At 61.3% G+C, this 16352-nt stretch carries 18 protein-coding genes and 1 pseudogene; 9 read left to right on the forward strand and 10 right to left on the reverse strand.

Annotation, left to right across the window (positions count from 1 at the left end):
- Positions 1–199 precede the first annotated feature (199 nt).
- Positions 200–1294, forward strand: coding sequence for a DUF8462 domain-containing protein (locus I4W09_RS02440; protein WP_196031531.1), 1095 nt, complete (start codon positions 200–202; stop codon positions 1292–1294).
- A 109-nt stretch (positions 1295–1403) separates the two neighbouring features.
- On the opposite strand, the gene I4W09_RS02445 is transcribed toward I4W09_RS02440, so the two are convergent.
- The 3 genes from I4W09_RS02445 to I4W09_RS02455 form a co-directional block, all read right to left on the reverse strand.
- The gene (locus I4W09_RS02445; protein WP_196031534.1) at positions 1404–1934 is read right to left on the reverse strand and encodes a flavodoxin family protein; all 531 of its coding nucleotides are present in this window, start codon (positions 1932–1934) and stop codon (positions 1404–1406) included.
- A 148-nt stretch (positions 1935–2082) separates the two neighbouring features.
- On the reverse strand, positions 2083–3054 hold the full coding sequence (locus I4W09_RS02450; protein WP_196031537.1) for an alpha/beta hydrolase: 972 nt from the start codon (positions 3052–3054) through the stop codon (positions 2083–2085).
- Positions 3055–3056: 2 nt separating this feature from the next.
- On the reverse strand, positions 3057–3821 hold the full coding sequence (locus I4W09_RS02455; RefSeq protein WP_161155286.1) for a carboxymuconolactone decarboxylase family protein: 765 nt from the start codon (positions 3819–3821) through the stop codon (positions 3057–3059).
- 259 nt (positions 3822–4080) lie between these two features.
- Here I4W09_RS02455 and I4W09_RS02460 point away from each other — a divergent pair, with 259 nt between their 5' ends.
- Positions 4081–4536: a MerR family transcriptional regulator gene (locus tag I4W09_RS02460; RefSeq protein WP_230318629.1), complete on the forward strand. Its 456-nt coding sequence runs from the start codon at positions 4081–4083 to the stop codon at positions 4534–4536.
- A 229-nt stretch (positions 4537–4765) separates the two neighbouring features.
- Here the strand turns inward: I4W09_RS02460 and I4W09_RS02465 are convergent, their stop codons facing one another.
- Positions 4766–5665 carry a LysR family transcriptional regulator gene (locus I4W09_RS02465; RefSeq protein WP_161155290.1) on the reverse strand — a complete coding sequence of 300 codons (900 nt, stop codon included), beginning with the start codon at positions 5663–5665 and terminating at the stop codon, positions 4766–4768.
- 129 nt (positions 5666–5794) lie between these two features.
- Here I4W09_RS02465 and I4W09_RS02470 point away from each other — a divergent pair, with 129 nt between their 5' ends.
- The 4 genes from I4W09_RS02470 (at position 5795) to I4W09_RS10645 (ending at position 9066) form a co-directional block, all read left to right on the forward strand.
- Entirely contained in the window at positions 5795–6643 is an 849-nt protein-coding gene (locus I4W09_RS02470; RefSeq protein ID WP_196031539.1) for an aldo/keto reductase, read from the forward strand.
- A 46-nt stretch (positions 6644–6689) separates the two neighbouring features.
- Positions 6690–7316 (forward strand): flavodoxin, encoded by a 627-nt coding sequence (locus tag I4W09_RS02475; RefSeq protein WP_196031541.1) that lies wholly within the window; start codon positions 6690–6692, stop codon positions 7314–7316.
- Positions 7317–7358: 42 nt separating this feature from the next.
- Positions 7359–8153 carry an EFR1 family ferrodoxin gene (locus I4W09_RS02480; RefSeq protein WP_196031543.1) on the forward strand — a complete coding sequence of 265 codons (795 nt, stop codon included), beginning with the start codon at positions 7359–7361 and terminating at the stop codon, positions 8151–8153.
- A gap of 67 nt (positions 8154–8220) precedes the next feature.
- Positions 8221–9066: a prolyl oligopeptidase family serine peptidase gene (locus tag I4W09_RS10645; RefSeq protein WP_271756710.1), complete on the forward strand. Its 846-nt coding sequence runs from the start codon at positions 8221–8223 to the stop codon at positions 9064–9066.
- A 224-nt stretch (positions 9067–9290) separates the two neighbouring features.
- Here the strand turns inward: I4W09_RS10645 and I4W09_RS02490 are convergent, their stop codons facing one another.
- From I4W09_RS02490 to I4W09_RS02505, 4 genes are all read right to left on the reverse strand, one after another.
- Positions 9291–9740 (reverse strand): flavodoxin family protein, encoded by a 450-nt coding sequence (locus I4W09_RS02490; protein WP_196031545.1) that lies wholly within the window; start codon positions 9738–9740, stop codon positions 9291–9293.
- Positions 9741–9858: 118 nt separating this feature from the next.
- On the reverse strand, positions 9859–10860 hold the full coding sequence (locus I4W09_RS02495; protein WP_230318630.1) for an alpha/beta hydrolase: 1002 nt from the start codon (positions 10858–10860) through the stop codon (positions 9859–9861).
- A complete protein-coding gene (locus I4W09_RS02500) occupies positions 10857–11564 on the reverse strand; it encodes a RibD family protein (protein ID WP_196031547.1) in 708 nt (235 codons plus the stop codon). Before I4W09_RS02500 ends, I4W09_RS02495 begins: the two co-directional genes overlap by 4 nt.
- A 6-nt stretch (positions 11565–11570) precedes the next feature.
- Positions 11571–12560 carry an aldo/keto reductase gene (locus tag I4W09_RS02505; protein ID WP_196031549.1) on the reverse strand — a complete coding sequence of 330 codons (990 nt, stop codon included), beginning with the start codon at positions 12558–12560 and terminating at the stop codon, positions 11571–11573.
- Between the two features lie 287 nt (positions 12561–12847).
- Here I4W09_RS02505 and I4W09_RS02510 point away from each other — a divergent pair, with 287 nt between their 5' ends.
- Positions 12848–13699: an aldo/keto reductase gene (locus I4W09_RS02510; RefSeq protein ID WP_161115259.1), complete on the forward strand. Its 852-nt coding sequence runs from the start codon at positions 12848–12850 to the stop codon at positions 13697–13699.
- 44 nt (positions 13700–13743) lie between these two features.
- Positions 13744–14907, forward strand: coding sequence for an iron-containing alcohol dehydrogenase (locus tag I4W09_RS02515; RefSeq protein WP_196031551.1), 1164 nt, complete (start codon positions 13744–13746; stop codon positions 14905–14907).
- Between the two features lie 207 nt (positions 14908–15114).
- On the opposite strand, the pseudogene I4W09_RS10650 reads toward I4W09_RS02515, so the two are convergent.
- A pseudogene (locus tag I4W09_RS10650) lies at positions 15115–15354 on the reverse strand (AAA family ATPase); the annotation flags it as partial.
- Positions 15270–15503, reverse strand: a complete 234-nt coding sequence (locus I4W09_RS10350; RefSeq protein ID WP_230318631.1) for a P-loop NTPase family protein — start codon at positions 15501–15503, stop codon at positions 15270–15272. The pseudogene I4W09_RS10650 and the gene I4W09_RS10350, both read right to left, overlap by 85 nt.
- Positions 15504–15771: 268 nt before the next feature.
- Between I4W09_RS10350 and I4W09_RS02525 the strand changes: the two genes are divergently transcribed.
- Complete coding sequence (locus I4W09_RS02525) at positions 15772–16191, forward strand: YjdF family protein (RefSeq protein ID WP_196031553.1); 420 nt, start codon at positions 15772–15774, stop codon at positions 16189–16191.
- Positions 16192–16352: the final 161 nt, after the last annotated feature.

Here is a 16352-nt window from a genome sequence, read left to right on the forward strand (position 1 = left end):
GAGCGCAACGGCATTGCGCCCGGGACTCGTCGTTTTTCTTCTCAACTATTTCTTAACGCAGATTAATTGATTTCTGCTTATTTTTCTGCGTTAAAAAATGTCAGCGTCACTGCTTCGATGCCCTTTGGTCGGTCGTTAGCAAAACTTGCAAAAATTAGCAAAACTTGCAAAAATTAGCAAAACTTGCAAAGGAGACACCATGGAGTACAGCAAGAACCCCTTTACCCCGACGTTCGGAAGTATCCCTCCCTTTCTAGCGGGTCGCGAGCATATTCTGCGTGACATCAACCGTGGTTTTATCAACGGCCCGGGAGATCCAAACCTGTCGACTATTTTTACGGGCGCAAGGGGAACGGGCAAGACGGCGCTTCTCTCGCTCCTTTCAGAAACGGCGCTTGAACACGGTTGGATCGCAGCAAATGTCTCCGCCATGCCAGGCATGCTCGAAGATATTATCGAGCGAACCAAAGAAGCCGCAGATAGCTACCTCTCACAGCCTCATGCGCGCATAAACGGCGTTCAAATTGGTCCAGTGGGCATCGATTGGACATATGCTCAAGAGGCTCAGGGCAACTGGCGCACGCGCATGAATGGCATCTTTAAGCAACTCGAAAAACATGACATCGGACTTCTCATCACCATCGATGAAGTCACCGTCGATCTCGAAGAAATGCTTCAATTTGCCTCTGTTTACCAGCACTTTGTACGCGAAGGTAAAAAAGTTGCCCTACTCATGGCAGGACTGCCCTACAAAGTATCGGCGTTGCTGCGTAACGATTCCGTCTCGTTCCTCAGGCGTTCCCAATATCATCAGTTGGGACGAATCACTGACGTTGAAATTGCAAACGCATTCCGCAAAACCGTTGAGGCCGGAGGCCGCTCAATCACGCCAGAAGCGCTCGAGGATGCCGTGAAGGCCGTCGACGGATTTCCCTATATGATGCAGCTTGTCGGATATCGCACATGGGATGTTTCGGAGAGCTCGCCCAAAATCAGCGCATCTGATGTCCAGCAGGGTTCTCTGCTTGCCCGCATGGAACTGCGCGATCGAATTCTCGAAACGACCTATCGGGAGCTTTCCGATAAAGACATTGAGTTTTTGCTCGCGATGCTGCCCGATTCTGGCCCCAGCAGGGTCTCGGAGATAGCCAAGCGTATGGGCGTCGCAAGCAACTATGCAAGCCAATACAAGCGCCGCCTCCTCGAGGACGGCGTCATCGGAGAGCGGGGGCGTGGTCTCGTTGGCTTTGACATCCCCGCGCTCAGGGAATTCTTGAACGAGAAGGCGTTTTAGCACGCCGGAATTGTCCGCGGAAGCATCAACGCATGGCAATCAGCATTCCTCTTGGTAAGGATAGCAAGCATTTTCCACCAACACCGATTGCCATGCGCCCCTCTTGTCCTTAGGCGAACTTGCGAGCGAGCTCTCGCGCCCCTTCCAACTTGGGCGAGGATGCCATGCTGTCGCGCTCGGTCATACCGCTGATGGTGACAATACCCTGGTCCTCCCACTTGCAGTACGCGCAGGTTGACTTGTACATGGCGATCGCCGCATCATAGACGCCCTCGCTGTGGCTATCGAGCAAGAGGGCCGTCTTGGTGAACGGGAAGCCCGTGGCACCGAAGGCGTACAGGCGGTCGATGGCGGCCTTCTCCTGCGCGGTGATATCGAACCAGTAGATGGGCGAGGCGAAGACAACCATGTTGGCGTCTTTCAGTGACTCGATCACGTCGGCCATGTCGTCCTTCTGCACACAGGTGCCCTCATGGGCGAAGCAATACTGGCATCCCAAGCAGCCGGCAATCTTCTTGCTGGCAACGCGGACGACCTCGACCGTATGGCCGCCCTCACGCGCGGTCTCGGCAAACGCCTCGACCATGGTGTCGGTATTGGCGCCTTTGCGCGGGCTACCGCTCAATACAACGATGTTCATAGAAATCTCCCTCCTTCATGCCGCAGGCGCGCGGCATATTAGTTTGTTTTAACCTAAACGTATGGAGTTATTCAATCGCCTCGTTTCAGCTACTCCCACTCTTTAGAAGAATCGTTGCTGGAGACTTGGCATTAAATCAAGGCACACCTTATTTCAGATATTCCTCAAAGAATGCCTTCAGCTTTCTAAACGGAATGATGTCCATCTGATCGTAAAGGTCGGTGTGGCTGGCACCAAGGATAATGAGCAATTCCTTGTTGTCCCCCGTCAGCTTGCCGTACGCGGTTTCGCTGAAATAGCGGGAGTGCGCCTTCTCGCCATGCACCAGCAGTACCGCAGAGCGAATTTCGCTGCTGTATTGCAAAATCGGCATATTCAAAAACGACAGCGAGGACGTCATATTCCAGCCGCCGTTGGAGTTCAGGCTGCGGGGATGGTAACCACGCGGAGTCTTGTAGTAGGCGTAATAGTCCCTCACGAACTGCGGCGCATCCTCCGGTAGTGGATCGACCACGCCGCCCGCCAGCGCATAGCTGCCGTTTTTATAGTCCTCGGTGCGCTGCGCGTTCAGCGCTTTCCGCTTTTCAAAGCGCGCCTGCTCGGAATCCTCGGCGTCAAAATAGCCGTTTGCGGTCACGCGGGTCATATCGTACATGGTCATAGCCGCGGTAGCTTTGATACGGGTGTCTATGGCCGCCGCATTGACTGCCATGCCGCCCCAACCGCAGATACCGATGATGCCGATACGCTCCGGGTCAACGCTTTCCTGCACAGAGAGGAAATCCACCGCTGCGCAGAAGTCCTCGGTGTTGATGTCCGGCGATGCTACATGGCGGGGTGTACCGCCGCTCTCGCCGGTATAGGACGGGTCAAAGGCAATTGCGAAAAAGCCCAGCTCCGCCATTTTCTGCGCATACAGACCGGAGGACTGCTCCTTCACAGCGCCAAACGGGCCGCTAACAGCGATGGCGGGCAGCTTGCCATCCGCGTTCTTAGGCACGTACACGTCGGCAGCCAGCGTGATGCCGTATCGGTTGTGGAAGGTCGCCTTGCTGTGCTCAACCTTGTCGTTTTTGGGGAACACCTTGTCCCATTCCTGCGTCAGTTTCAACTGCTCCATGCCTAAGCCTCCTTGTCAGTCGCTTTAAGGTACTGCTCGTCATTCACGGGCTCCAACCACTCGTTGGAGGCCTTCTCGCCCGGAACCTCCATCGCGAGATGGGAGAACCAGCTGTCGGGCGCCGCACCGTGCCAGTGCTTTACGCCCGCGGGAATATTTACTACATCGCCAGGGCACAGCTCCTGTGCCGGTTTGCCCCATTCCTGATAAAGCCCTCGACCAGCCACGCAGACGAGGATCTGCCCGCCGCCGCTTTTGGCGTGATGGGTGTGCCAGTTGTTGCGGCAGCCCGGCTCGAACGTAACGTTGTAAATGCCGACCTGCTCGGTGGAAAGGGGCGCGAGGTAGCTTTGCCCGATAAAGTACTTCGCAAATGCGTCGTTGGGGGCACCGATGGGAAAGGCCATCTCGTTTTGATGCTTAGCTCTTGCATCAGCGGCATTGTCATCCGCCCAGACCTCCTTCGCCATGCGAAAGGCCGCCCACGCCTTGGGCCATCCCGCATAAAACGCCGCATGCGTAAGGATTTCCGCTATCTCAGCCCTGGTCACGCCATTGTTCTTTGCGGACATCAGATGATATTGAAACGAAGAGTCCGTCAGGCCCTGCGCCATTAGGGCAACCACCGTCACTATGCTGCGATCTCGAAGGGAAAGCCCGTCTTCTCGACTCCATACCTCGCCGAACAGCACATCGTCATTGAGCTGCGCAAATTTGGGGGCAAAGTCCCCCAGGGCATCCCTGCCCGCTGTCTGCTTAATCGTCATGTTTGATTCCTCCTGTCGATGGTTTTGAGTACAAACTGCTTTCGCGCAGCTAAGCCGCGCCTAGATTTCCATGCCCATTCGATGCGCCTGCTCCAGAGCGGGATGCCCGGCGATTTCGCCCACGCCGTTCACGCCGCCGGCGAAAATCGTTCCGGCAAGCGCGCGCCTTTGGCGAAAATCCCTTGCACTCCTTATATATATTGACGAAAATAAAGGTAATACCTAAACCTAACTTTAGGTCAAGGAGTAAATTCGAGATTTGTCCGGAGGAACCATGTACACAATCGGACAGGTGGCGGATATGTTCGGTCTGCCCGTTTCCACGCTGCGCTATTACGACAAGCAGGGATTGTTCCCGGAATTGGAGCGAACATCCGGCATTCGCCGATTCGGCGATACGGAACTCGAGGCGCTTCGGGTCATCGAATGCTTAAAGAAGGCTGGGATGGAGATCAAGGACATCCGGCTGTTCATGGAATGGTGCGCGGAGGGCCCATCGACATATCCCAAGCGCAAGGCCATGTTCGAGGAGCGGAAGGCCCACATGGAATCGGAAATCGCGAACATGAACCGTGCGCTGGATATGTTGAAGTTCAAATGCTGGTACTACGAGCAGGCGATCCAAGATGGCAACGAGGATAGAGTGAAGGCGCTGATTCCCGACGATTTGCCGGAAGAGATCAAAGATACCTACGATAGCGCCCACGCTCAATAATGCCGCCCGATGCTCAAGGGGCTTTGGCAAGGAGTCGTTTAGGCAGACATGCAAAAAGAAAGCCTCCGAACAGAAGGTTCGGAGGCTGTTATTCCCGTCATTTCGCTGATGGCTTTGCTCTATGGCGACGCCGAAACAACATCGGGCGGTACTCGACGGTATCAAAACGCAAGCTCAGAAGCCAGTTCCCGTTATTCCCATAGGCATAAGCGCATCTGTTCGCGATTGCCTATCGATGCTTTGCCTCGAGCACGGCAGACACCGCATCGAGGAACTCCCGCACATGGTCTGCGGGGTGCGGCGAATGAAGCAGCCCGTAAGACACGAGACAGTCCCAATCGGTAGGGACGGTTTTGAGCATGGGGTGGACGTTGGCCCACAACGGCAGCGTCGCAAGCGCGAGGTCCTCGTTCGCGCCGCGATTGAACACCTCCACCCGATATTGCGGGAAGTCTACGAGCGCGATTTGAGGATGATGCAAGAGTATCTCGTCGCGTACGCGGTCGATTTCGGTGTTCCAGCCCCGGCGTATAAGCATAAGACTGTGATTGTGGAGGTCGTCGAATGTGACGATGTCGCGTTTGGCGAGCTCGCTGTCGACGGGAACGGCGCACCAGAGCGGCTCGCGCGAAAGCTCGAGGCCCAGGCATCCGCGCTCTTTAAGAAAGGCATCGTCGAAAATCCCCACCACGATATCCATGTCTTGCCCGAGGTTCGCCAAACCGCGCGCCGCCGAGGGTGTGTTTTCAAACGTGACCACCTGAAGGCTCATGCCAGGGCAACGTTCCTTCACCTTCGGCCATAGCTTCGTGAGCGGCGTGCTGGGCGTCATGAGCGACACTCCCACGCGGATGATGCGCTTCTCTCCGCGCTCGGCGACGCGGGCGCGTGCGATTGATTCTTGAGAGTACTGCACGATATGGCGGGCGTCGGCGAGCAGCGACCTGCCTGCTCGCGTAAGCGAAAGCCCCTGATGCGATCGGTGGAACAGCGTAAGGCCTAGCCGCGACTCCAGCAGGTTCATCTGCTTGATGACGGCCGTGGGCGTGATGAAGGACTCTTGTGCCGCCTTGGAGAAGCTGCCCGCCTCCGCCACGCGGATGAAAGTGTCAAGCTGTGGGTTGTACATCGATCCTCCTGTCACGCATTATGTGCCGTATATACCCCATGGTTATATCCATCATTCCAACGTGAACTTCTCGCGCGTCAGTAAACGCCGTAGCCTCGTATTCGAAAAGTCACCATTAAGGAGGAGACCATGGAGTATCTGAAGCTCAACAACGACGTAGAGATGCCCATCGAGGGTTTGGGCACCTTCCTCATGACCCCGGCCGAGGCCGAGGCGGCCGCAACCGCCGCGCTCACGGCTGGCTACGAGCACATCGACACCGCCAACGCCTACATGAACGAGCGCGCCGTGGGCCGTGCCATCGCCAAGAGCGGCATCGCACGCGACAAGATCTTCGTCTCCACCAAGCTCTGGCCGAGTGTCTACGACGCGGGCATGCCGGCGGTGGACGCCACGCTCCAGCGCCTAGGGCTCGACTACGTCGACATGCTCATCCTGCACCAGCCGGTAGGCGACTACCTGGCCGCGTGGCGCACGATGGAGGAGGCCTACCGCGCGGGCAAGGTGCGCGCCCTCGGCCTCTCCAACTTCCCGCAAGACAAGATTGCCGAGGTCATCGAGGTCGCCGACATCAAGCCGCAGCTCGTGACCGTTGAGTGCCACCCCTACCACGCCCAGCGCGACCTGCGCGCCTACCTCGCGCCGTACGGCACGGTGATCGAGGCGTGGTACCCGCTCGGCCACGGCGACAAAGGTCTTCTGGAGGAGCCCGTCTTCGTCGCTCTCGCCGAGAAGTACGGCAAGACCCCGGCCCAGGTGATCCTGCGCTGGCACGTGCAGATGGGAACCTCCATCATCCCCGGCTCCAAGAACCCCGCCCACATCGCCGACAACGCGAACATCTTCGACTTCTCCCTCACCGAAGACGAGATGGCCGAGATTGCCAAGCTCGACGGGACCATGACCTACTACACCGCCACTGAGGAAGCACTCGCGGGCTACCTGGCCATACGCCCCGATTTCGACGCGCAGGAGTAGCGCTCAGACGATAACGGACCAACCAAGCCAACGGAGGAGATGCCCCATGACCGCAAACCCGACCGTGACTAGAAGAAACTTCCTACTCGGAGCCGCGCTGTGCGCAACGATGCTCTCCGGTTGCAACCAGGGTGACGACGGCCAAGCCGCCGCCGAGGACCAGCCCGCCGCCGCGCCCGCTGCAGGCGGCAACGTCCTCGTGGCCTACTACTCGGCACAGGGCCACACCGCTGCCGTAGCTCAGACCATCGCCGACGAGCTCGGCGCCGATCTCTTTAAGGTGACGCCTACGGAGCCCTACTCCGACGATGACCTCGACTGGACCGACGACAGTAGCCGCGTGACCCGCGAGCACGAGGACGAGAGCCTGCGCGACGTCGAGCTTACGCAGGTCACGCCGGACGGCTGGGAGAACTACGACACCGTGCTCGTGGGGTATCCCATCTGGTGGGGCATCGCGGCCTGGCCCATCGACAACTTCATCTCAGGCAACGACTGGGACGGCAAGACGGTGCTCCCGTTCTGCACCTCTTCCTCCTCGAGTCTTGGCCGGAGCGGCGAGCTACTCGCCGAGGCCGCGGGCAGCGGGGAGTGGCAGGAGGGCCAGCGCTTTTCGTCCAGTGTGGACGAGTCCGGGGTTCGCGATTGGGTCGCCGGTCTCGGCCTGGCATAAGCAATTAGAGATGACAGACCGCTGACAATCTGGGAGTTTCGAATGATCCTATACTTCACCGGGACGGGCAACTGCCTCTACGTGGCGCGCGAGCTGGCCGCGGAGGGCGAGAGGGTCCTGAGCATCCCGCAGGAGCTGCGCCGCGAGGGCGAGCTCGCCTACGCGGACGATACGATTGGCATCGTGTACCCCATCTACGGGCACATGATGCCCGACATGGTGAAGACGTTCCTCGAGCGCGCGACGCTCGACACGCCCTACCTCTACTTCGTTTGCACCTACGGCAACCGGCACGCCAATGCCGTCGAGCTGTGCCTGGAGGACGCGCGGGCGGCGGGGCTCAACCCTGCCTACGCAACCACACTCCTCATGGTGGACAACTGGCTGCCCAACTTCGACATGGACGAGCAGCGCGCCCGCATTCCCGAGAAGAAGATCGGCGAGAACCTTGCGCGCATCCGCGCGGACGTCGCGGCGCGCCGCCGCTGGATCGAGCCGGTGACCGACGAGGACCGCGCGGCGCACGAGCAGTTCATGAGCCGGGGCTTGTGCTTCGAGCCGGCGGCGCTGGGCGGATTCCTGACCGTTGATTCCGAGAAGTGCATGGGATGCGGGGCGTGCGCAAAGGTGTGCCCGGCTGGCTGCATCGCGCTCGAGGGCGGTAAGGCCGTCCGTAACGCGCAGGCGGGCTTTGGCTGCAACGCCTGCCTCGCCTGCATGCACGCCTGCCCCGCGCACGCCATCACCTGCGCGGCGGGCGACAAGAACCCCGCGGCGCGCTTCCGCAACGAACACGTGACCCTTGCCGAGCTGCAAGAGGCCAACAGCGGCCGCTGATGCGCTTCTCGCCAAGCCGAAAGCCTGCGGCTTCGGCTTGGTTCATTCAGAAAGAGGAACTATGCACGTGAGCCATCTTTCACGCAGGTCCTTTATCGAGGCTGCCGCGCTCGCTGCGGGCGGGCTGGTACTCGGGGAAGGCCTGGTCGGCTGCGCGGATGTCCGTGAGCTTGGCGGCTACGTCCTCACGGAGGGGTCGCAGACAGACCGCGGCTTCGTCGTTGACGACGCCCTGCAGACGCCATCGGGCAGGACGCTGCACTTCTCGCTCCATGTGCCGGACTCCTACAACGGGTCCGTGCCCTATGCGCTCTACGTGGCCTGCCCCGGCTGGGAGGGGCTCTACTTCCAGGGCGTGGGGGCGAATCTTCAGGAGGACTACCCCTTCGTGGCGAACGACTACATCGCCGACATGATCGTGGCCTCGCCCCAGCTCGACGACTGGGACGAGCAATCGGCGTCAGACGTGGTGGAGCTCACCGAATGGCTGCTCGGTGCCTACAGCATCGATGCGGACCACGTGTACCTGAGCGGATGCTCGGGCGGCGGCGAGACCATCTCCATCGTCTTGGGAACACGCCCCGAGCTCTACCGACGCGCGCTTCACACCATCTCGCGCTGGGACGGCGACATCGAGACGCTCGCCGCAGCCGAGGTTCCCGTGTATATGGCTATCGGCGAGAACGATGACTATTACGGCTCCGGACCCGCGCGCGAGGCGTACGAGGAGATTCGCGCCGCCTATCGAGCTCGCAGGCTTTCCGAGGAGCGCATCAGCGAGCTGGTGGTGCTCGATGTCAAGCCCACGAGTTACTTCACCGAGCGGGGCTTTGCTGCGGACGCGGGCCAGCACGGAGCGGGCGGCTACCTCTTTGCCCGTGACGAGGACATCATGGGATGGTTGTTCTCATGACGCGGAGAATAAAGGGACTGACGAGAAGGGCGCTGCGCCGCACGGTCGACATAGTCCTTGCGACCCTGCTTGTGGTTCAGATGTTTTCGCGTTTCTGGGTGCCCTGCTCATGCAGGTAGTCGTCCGCAGCGCCCGTCCGATCATACACTTGGCGAACGAAAAGGGGCGGTGGGCCTCCGTCTTCACGGGCCCACCGCCGCCGAACTGGGTTACGCAAGTCGGGACTACGCGAGCTTCTTCGAGAGCGCCCTTGCCTCGTGCGTGTTGTCGACCATGCCGCCGTAGGTCATGCCGTAGAGCGCGGCGAAGCGCTTCATGGTGTACTCGCCCCAATCGAGCATCTCGCGCGTGGGCGCGCCACCTTGGAACACGAAATAGAGCGTCTTGCCGCTCATACTGCCCTCGCGCACCGGACCGTAGAAGCGGTCGAGCAGGTTGCGCAGCATGCCGGAGAGGTTGTGCCAGTAGACGGGCGACCCCACGACCAGGGTGTCCGCCGCCTCGATGCGCGCGAGCACGTCCTCGAAGTCATCGTCGCCGTAGTTCTGGCCGTAGCCGTAGACCTTGTGCTCGGCAAGATTCAGCTGCTCGTACGGGCGATCGCCGATGAGCTCGCGCGCCAGGCGCGCCGTGTTGCCATCCTTGTTGGGGCTTCCGTTGATGAAAAGAATCATACGTCTCACTCCTTACGTATTGTCTGATACCGCCTTTACCATAGGCGTGAGAAGATCCGGCGAGAAGTTCCTGCTCGTAGGCAGCTTATAACCGTGGGGTGTGTACGTCTTGCCATCCTCATCGCTGCGCCTTCCAAAACGCGAGGGCATCGTCGATCCAGCCCTCTGCCACGGTGTCGACACCCAGGCCAGAGCCGTGGCTCAGGCCTTCGTAAACATGAAACTCCGTGGGCACGCCCGTTGCTGAGAGCGCTTCGAGACGCGCCTGCATGGTGCGCCAGCTCGCGATGCCGTCGCGATCACCCACGCAGGCGTAGGTCGCGGGGTCGGCACCCGTCAGTTCGCTCATGCCGGTGTACTGCATGATGGCCGCCGCGGGCTGGGGCGTTCCTACTGGCGCGCCAAAGGCGGCCGGGCCGTAGCCGCCGACCCATGCCGCCATGCGCGCACCGGCCGAGCCGCCCCACAGCGAATAGCCCGACGTGTCCACGCTGAGCTCGTCGGCGTGCTCGAAGATGAAGGAGACGGCGCGGGCCAAGTCCTCGCAGGCGAGCTGCGCGTCCGGCCGATAGATGACCGCGAACCCGTTGACGCCGGAACGGGCCAGGTGCAGACAGTGCGGGAAGGAGTCGTGCATGGCAGCGACGTAGGCGAATCCGCCGCCCGCGCTTACCACGGCAAACGGTGCAGACGCGCCGCCCGCTCCCTCGGCAGCGAAGCGGAAGAGCCCCGTGTTGGCGAGCGAGGGGTCGGCGGCCTTCTCGGCATCCGTGTAGATGTCGTAGAAGAACGTCCGTTCCGCTGCGCGCTCTGACAGCAGATAGCTGACGACGTCGACCGTGGTGCTCGTATGGATTTCCGAGTACCACGGCAGGCAAGCGGAAAGGTCATCGAGCGTCATATCCTCCGTCGGCGGATGGAGCGTTGTGGGGAAGAGCAGCCGTCCGTAGCCATCGAGCAAAGGGTTGTTGATGACGTCGTAGATGGGCGTGTCCGCCGTGACCGGGCCCGGAGCGGAGCCGCGCGCGAACCCGGCGGTCCCGTCCGACGAGCAGCCGGCAAGGCTGCCCGCAGCGGCCAACCACACGGCAGCCTCCAGAAACGAACGGCGCGGCATCATCGCCGCACTCGATAGACGAGGTGGAGGCCGTCGCCGGCAAGGCGCTCGACGCGCTCAAGCGAGAATACGTGCGAACCGCCGGCTGAGCGAGGCATCTCGTCGAAGACGGAAGCCGTTTCGGGCTCCCCCGAGACCGTCGGGGAGAGAACGAGGCTCAGCTCGTCAAGCACGCCCGCGGCAAGAAACGACATGTCCGTCTTTCCGCCGCCGCACACGAGCAGGCGCTCGATGCCAAAAAGCTCGCGCAGCTTGCGCAGGGCGAGCGGGAGGTCTAGCCCGCGCGAGCCGGCAAGCACGTATGAGACGCCGCGCTCTCGCAGATAGTCGCGATACGCCGGCGATGCCGCCTCGGTGAGGATCTCGATGACGTGCGCGTCCGCACGGCCGGCGCGACGATAGGTCGCAGACTCCCATGCAATCTCCCCGGCGGGGTCGACGGAGACGTAGAACGATCGTTCGTCATGAGGCGCCACGAAGTCCCCCTTGGGCGCGCTCCCGTGGGTATCGAGCGCAAGGGGGCGCGACCCGACGAAGCCCTTCGTGGTCACGGCCCCGTACGCCACGGCGTCCGCCCCGAACTCGACCTGCTTGCGAGAGTACGCGGCGCGTGCGGGCGAGGCGGCGGGGTCGAGCATGTACGCGCCGTCGATACGCCCGTTGAGCCCGGCAAAGACATGACAGACGACATAGGGTCTAATGTTCATGGCTCCCTACCTTACCGTGTGCCCGCCGAAGACCATGAGGTCGAGTCCGTTGAGCAGCCCGTCGATCTTGGCAACCTCATCGTCGGTGAGCCCGACCTCGGCGGCACCGAGGTTCTCGAGCAGTCGTTCGGGCTTGCGACTGCCCGGGATGGGAATGATATAGGGCTTCTTCTCGAGCATCCAGGAAAGGGAGACCTGGGCGGGCGTCGCCGCGTGCAGCTCAGCCAGCTCGCGAACGAACCGCATGAGGGGCTCGGCGCGCCTTTCGCCTTCCTCTGTGTACTGCGGCATGCCATCGCGGTAGTCTTGGGCGCCCTCGAATCTGGTGTTGTGGCTGTACGCGCCCGTCAGAAAGCCGTTCGCCATGGGAGAAAAGGCCACGAAGGCAACGTTCAGCTCCTCGAGCACGGGGAACAGGGATTCGTTCCAGCGTGCCATCATGGAGTAGCGGTTCTGAACGGCGGAGACGGGGCACACCGCATCGGCGCGACGCAGGTACTCCTCCGTCGCCTCGGAGATTCCCCAGGCGCGGATCTTACCTTCCTTGATGAGGTCTGCCATGGTGTCTGCAACGACCTCGGGCTCGACCTTTGGGTCGATTCGGTGCTGGTAGTAGAGGTCGATGTGGTCGGTGCGCAGCCGGCGCAGGCTCTTCTCCACCGAGATGCGGATAACCTCGGGGCGCGAGTCCACGAGGATGGTCTTGTCCGGGGCGTGCGTGACGCCGAACTTGGTGGCAATGACAACCTCGTCGCGCACGGGCGCGAGCGCCTTGCCCACCACGTCCTCGTTGTGCGCCTCGGTCCCATCAGCGCACGTGCCAACGTAGCACTCCGCCGTGTCAAAGAAGGTATAGCCCATCTCGTGGGCCTGACGGACGACGCTCGCGGCCTCGTCGTCGGGCATCGGGTCTCCGCTCGCGTGCGTGATTCCCATGCAGCCCATGCCGAGCGGGCTGACTTCGATGCCGCTCTTTCCCAAAACGCGCTTGTCCATTCCTGTTCTCCCTGTCTATGATATCCGTCATTTGTTTGCGACGCCCACGTCCGCCCGTTCATCGGACTCCGTTAGGCACATCCTCTGTCGATGGCCTTTGCTCTCTCATCGCCAAGCGTACGACCGCAAAGCGCTCGACGGAATCCCCCTTTGGTGCGGTGCCCTGAACCCGCGGGTTATAACCCCGTGCGCACCCCAGCGTTATAGAACCCTCACCAACGGAAACTTCCGCCGGCGCGGCGCCCCTCGTATGGTGGATACGTCAAGTTGCGAGAAAGGAAGGCACCATGGACTACATCACCTTGAACAACGGCGTCAGGATGCCGCAGCTCGGCTTCGGCGTGTACCAGATCCCGGACGCCGCGGAATGCCAGCGCGCCGTGGAGGACGCGCTCTCGGTCGGCTACCGGCTGCTCGACACGGCCGCGAGCTACGGCAACGAAGAGGCGGTCGGGGCTGCCATTCGTGCGAGCGGCCTGCCGCGCGACGAGGTGTTCGTGACGACCAAGCTGTGGATGTCGGATGTGAGCTACGAGGGGGCCAAGCGCGGCTTCGACGCGTCGCTCAAGCGGCTGGGGCTCGACTACGTCGACCTCTACCTCATCCATCAGCCGTTCGGCGACGTCTTCGGCGCGTGGCGCGCCATGGAGGAGCTCTACGAGCAGGGCGTTATCCGCGCCATAGGCACAGCTAACTTCTACCCCGATCACCTCGCAAACCTCATCTCGTTCAACCGCATCGCCCCCGCCGTGAACCAAGTCGAGTGCAACGTGTTCTTCCAGCAGCGCGAGGCGCAGGAGTACATGGCCGGCAAGGAGGTGGCCATGGAGGGCTGGGCGCCCTTTGCGGAGGGCAGAAACGACCTCTTCCGCAACGAGGTCCTCGCTCGCATCGGCGAGGCACACGGCAAGACGGTCGCCCAGGTCGTGTTGCGCTGGCTGCTGCAGCGCGGTGTGGTCTGTATCCCTAAGAGCACGCACCGCGATCGCATGGAGCAAAACTTCGACGTCTTCGACTTCGCGCTGGGCGACGACGAGATGGTCGCCATCGCCGCGCTCGACACCGGGCGCAGCGCGTTCTTCGACCACCACGACCCCGCCACCATCGAATGGATGTCCGGGCTCGTGCGCAACGTGTAGACGAGCGGTTAGACCGCACTGATAACTTACTAGGAGGAATTGCCATGAACTCATTCACGTACGACTACCCGGTCAGGAACTACTTCGGCGAGGGGGCCATGGACCAGGCGCTCGACGCCGAGATGGGTGCCATGGGCAAGACAGTGATGCTCGCCTACGGCGGAGGCTCGGTCAAACGAACCGGCGTCTACGGCCACGTGGTCGATAAGCTCACGAGCGCGGGCAAGCGCGTGGTGGACTTCGGCGGCATCATGCCCAATCCGACCTACGAGAAGTGCCAGGAAGGCGCCGCGCTCGCACGCAAGGAACAGGTCGACTTCATTCTCTCCGTCGGCGGCGGGTCGGTCTTCGACTGCTGCAAGGTGGTCTCCGCGCAGGCGATGCTTGACGAGGACATCGAGACGTTCGAGCACGTCGACGGCAAGATGCCGAGCTCGTTCATTCCCATGGGCTGCATCGTGACACTCTCCGGCACGGGCGCCGAGCAGAACAACGGCGCCGTCATCACCAACGAGGAGACACACGTGAAGGGCGCCTATCTGGGGGCGATGCCCATGTGGGCGGCGCTCGACCCGGCGCTCACGCTCACCGTACCGCACGCGCAGTTCATGAGCGGCGCGTTCGACACGCTCTCGCACTGCATGGAGAGCTATTTCGGAAGCCCGCGCGGGCGCAATGTCACCGACGACATCAACCTCGCCATCCAGCGTAACGTCATCCGCAACATGCGGATCATCGCGGACGACGACCAGAACCTCGATGCCAGAAGCGAGCTCGTATACGACTCCGCCATGGCCGAGAACGGCGTGCTCAAGATCGGCAAGTCAACGGACTTCCAGGCGCACATGATCCAGCACCAGTACGGCGCGTACACCCACACCAACCACGGAATGGGCCTCGCGGTCATCCACCCTGCGCTCTACCGCCACCTGGCCCCCGAGGCGCCCGCGCAGTTCGCCCGCTGGGCGAGCGAGGTGTGGGGCGTCGACGCCAAGGGCAAAGACGACCTTACGGTGGCGCTCGAGGGCATCGACCGCCTGCAGACGTTCATCGGCAAGATGGGGCTTCCCACGAGCTTCGCCGAGATGGGCTCCGACGCGTCCGACGAGACGCTGCACAAGGTTGCGGGCACCTGCGTGCTCACCGGCGGCTGCGCCAAGAAACTGGAGCGCAGCGAGGTGTTCCAGATTCTGACCGAGTGCCTCTAGATCGGCGGGGGTCCCGATCCGCCCGCGCCGAAGGAAACCGTACGACTCCGAGATGTCATCGTAATCGTAGGACCCGGCGAGCCCGCCGCGCCTGATGAATCCGTCGAAGTCGTCGTCGACGGCCCCCTGCTCGTCAAAGGAGAAGCGGTATTCGCCGAAGCTGAAGGGGAGGATGTGTACCTCCCCGTGGCGCCCTGTGAACAGGGTCGCCAGGTCCGAACTCAGGAGGAACGCGTTCGATCCCGTGAGGTAGATATCCCATCCGCCACGCGCATGAATGCTATTAATTGCTTTCTCGAACCCCTCACACAGCTGCACCTCGTCGATGAAGAGACGGTTGCGGGCGCCCTCTTTGTGCCGCTCTATGATTTCGCGATGCAGCGCTGGTACTCGAGCAGTAGCTCGTTGTCGAGGTCCAGCAGATCGATGTAGACGTTGTTGGAGGATGGGTCCTTCCGAGCAACGGAGGTGGAGAACGCCTTCATGAGCTCGGACTTGCTGGAGCGGCGCATCCCCGTGATCACCTTGATGTCCCAGGTGCCCTCGAGCGCCCAAAGCCGCTCCATGTACGTAGTGCGGTCCACCCATGCCATCATCCGCTCCCTCTCGGTTTCGAAACTCGAATATTTCTAAAGTTTCGAAACCGAGAAGACAATATACACAAGGGCGCGTCGGGGAGCGAATCCCGGTCGCGCCATGTCGGCAGCGATGCCGGGCGCATTCACGCGTGCTACAATGCGGACATCAGAGATGAAAACACAGTCCCCGTCGGGTAGTCGTGGGCGTGCGGGAGTCCGCATCAGTAACCTGCCTCCTTGGTTGTCCCTTCTCTGCATGGTCATCTACATAAAGGAGGAACCAGCCATGCAGATCAGCGTGTCGTCCACCCTGACCGTATATCACGACGGCCAATTCTGGGTCGGGCTGGCGGAGCACGTCGAGGGCGGAAGGTATGGCGTCGCCCGCATCGTCTTCGGCGCGGAGCCGTCCGATGAGGAGATCCTGCAATTCGTTACAAGCGAATGGGAGAAGCTCTCGTTCTTCGGCGACAAGGTCACTGAAACAAGCAAACCCGCGAAGAACCCCAAGCGGCGCGCTCGCGAGGCAGCGAAAGCCCTTAAACGGCCCGCGGTGAGCACCAAGGCACAACAGGCGCTCGCGGCACAGCGGGAAGCGATGAAGCAGGAGTCGGCTCAAGCAAGAAGTCAGCGTCGCGCGGATGAGGCGGAGGCGCGCTTCGAGCAGCGAAAGCTGAAGCGCAAGCAGAAGCATCGCGGCCGTTGATCGCCATTTGCAGGATGCTCTATACAGAAGCGATGTCATTTTCACTTGAAAACCGATACCGCTTTCTATTGCGCCGTTCGTCAGCGGCGCATCCTCGCTTTCAACACAACTGCTCAAAGATGACGACCGCAATTGTCCTAGACAACGCTGCAGGCCCAAGT

The sequence above is a fragment of the Collinsella aerofaciens genome (assembly GCF_015670795.1).
Classification (GTDB): Bacteria; Actinomycetota; Coriobacteriia; order Coriobacteriales; family Coriobacteriaceae; genus Collinsella; species Collinsella aerofaciens_Q.

What these genes read in the sequence shown, in the direction of transcription:
- I4W09_RS02440 (WP_196031531.1), top strand. Translation starts at nt 200, where the DNA reads ATGGAGTACAGCAAGAACCCCTTTACCCCGACGTTCGGAAGTATCCCT.
- I4W09_RS02445 (WP_196031534.1), bottom strand. Translation starts at nt 1,934, where the DNA reads ATGAACATCGTTGTATTGAGCGGTAGCCCGCGCAAAGGCGCCAATACC.
- I4W09_RS02450 (WP_196031537.1), bottom strand. Translation starts at nt 3,054, where the DNA reads ATGGAGCAGTTGAAACTGACGCAGGAATGGGACAAGGTGTTCCCCAAA.
- I4W09_RS02455 (WP_161155286.1), bottom strand. Translation starts at nt 3,821, where the DNA reads ATGACGATTAAGCAGACAGCGGGCAGGGATGCCCTGGGGGACTTTGCC.
- I4W09_RS02465 (WP_161155290.1), bottom strand. Translation starts at nt 5,665, where the DNA reads ATGTACAACCCACAGCTTGACACTTTCATCCGCGTGGCGGAGGCGGGC.
- I4W09_RS02470 (WP_196031539.1), top strand. Translation starts at nt 5,795, where the DNA reads ATGGAGTATCTGAAGCTCAACAACGACGTAGAGATGCCCATCGAGGGT.
- I4W09_RS02475 (WP_196031541.1), top strand. Translation starts at nt 6,690, where the DNA reads ATGACCGCAAACCCGACCGTGACTAGAAGAAACTTCCTACTCGGAGCC.
- I4W09_RS02480 (WP_196031543.1), top strand. Translation starts at nt 7,359, where the DNA reads ATGATCCTATACTTCACCGGGACGGGCAACTGCCTCTACGTGGCGCGC.
- I4W09_RS02490 (WP_196031545.1), bottom strand. Translation starts at nt 9,740, where the DNA reads ATGATTCTTTTCATCAACGGAAGCCCCAACAAGGATGGCAACACGGCG.
- I4W09_RS02495 (WP_230318630.1), bottom strand. Translation starts at nt 10,860, where the DNA reads ATGATGCCGCGCCGTTCGTTTCTGGAGGCTGCCGTGTGGTTGGCCGCT.
- I4W09_RS02500 (WP_196031547.1), bottom strand. Translation starts at nt 11,564, where the DNA reads ATGAACATTAGACCCTATGTCGTCTGTCATGTCTTTGCCGGGCTCAAC.
- I4W09_RS02505 (WP_196031549.1), bottom strand. Translation starts at nt 12,560, where the DNA reads ATGGACAAGCGCGTTTTGGGAAAGAGCGGCATCGAAGTCAGCCCGCTC.
- I4W09_RS02510 (WP_161115259.1), top strand. Translation starts at nt 12,848, where the DNA reads ATGGACTACATCACCTTGAACAACGGCGTCAGGATGCCGCAGCTCGGC.
- I4W09_RS02515 (WP_196031551.1), top strand. Translation starts at nt 13,744, where the DNA reads ATGAACTCATTCACGTACGACTACCCGGTCAGGAACTACTTCGGCGAG.
- I4W09_RS10350 (WP_230318631.1), bottom strand. Translation starts at nt 15,503, where the DNA reads ATGATGGCATGGGTGGACCGCACTACGTACATGGAGCGGCTTTGGGCG.
- I4W09_RS02525 (WP_196031553.1), top strand. Translation starts at nt 15,772, where the DNA reads ATGCAGATCAGCGTGTCGTCCACCCTGACCGTATATCACGACGGCCAA.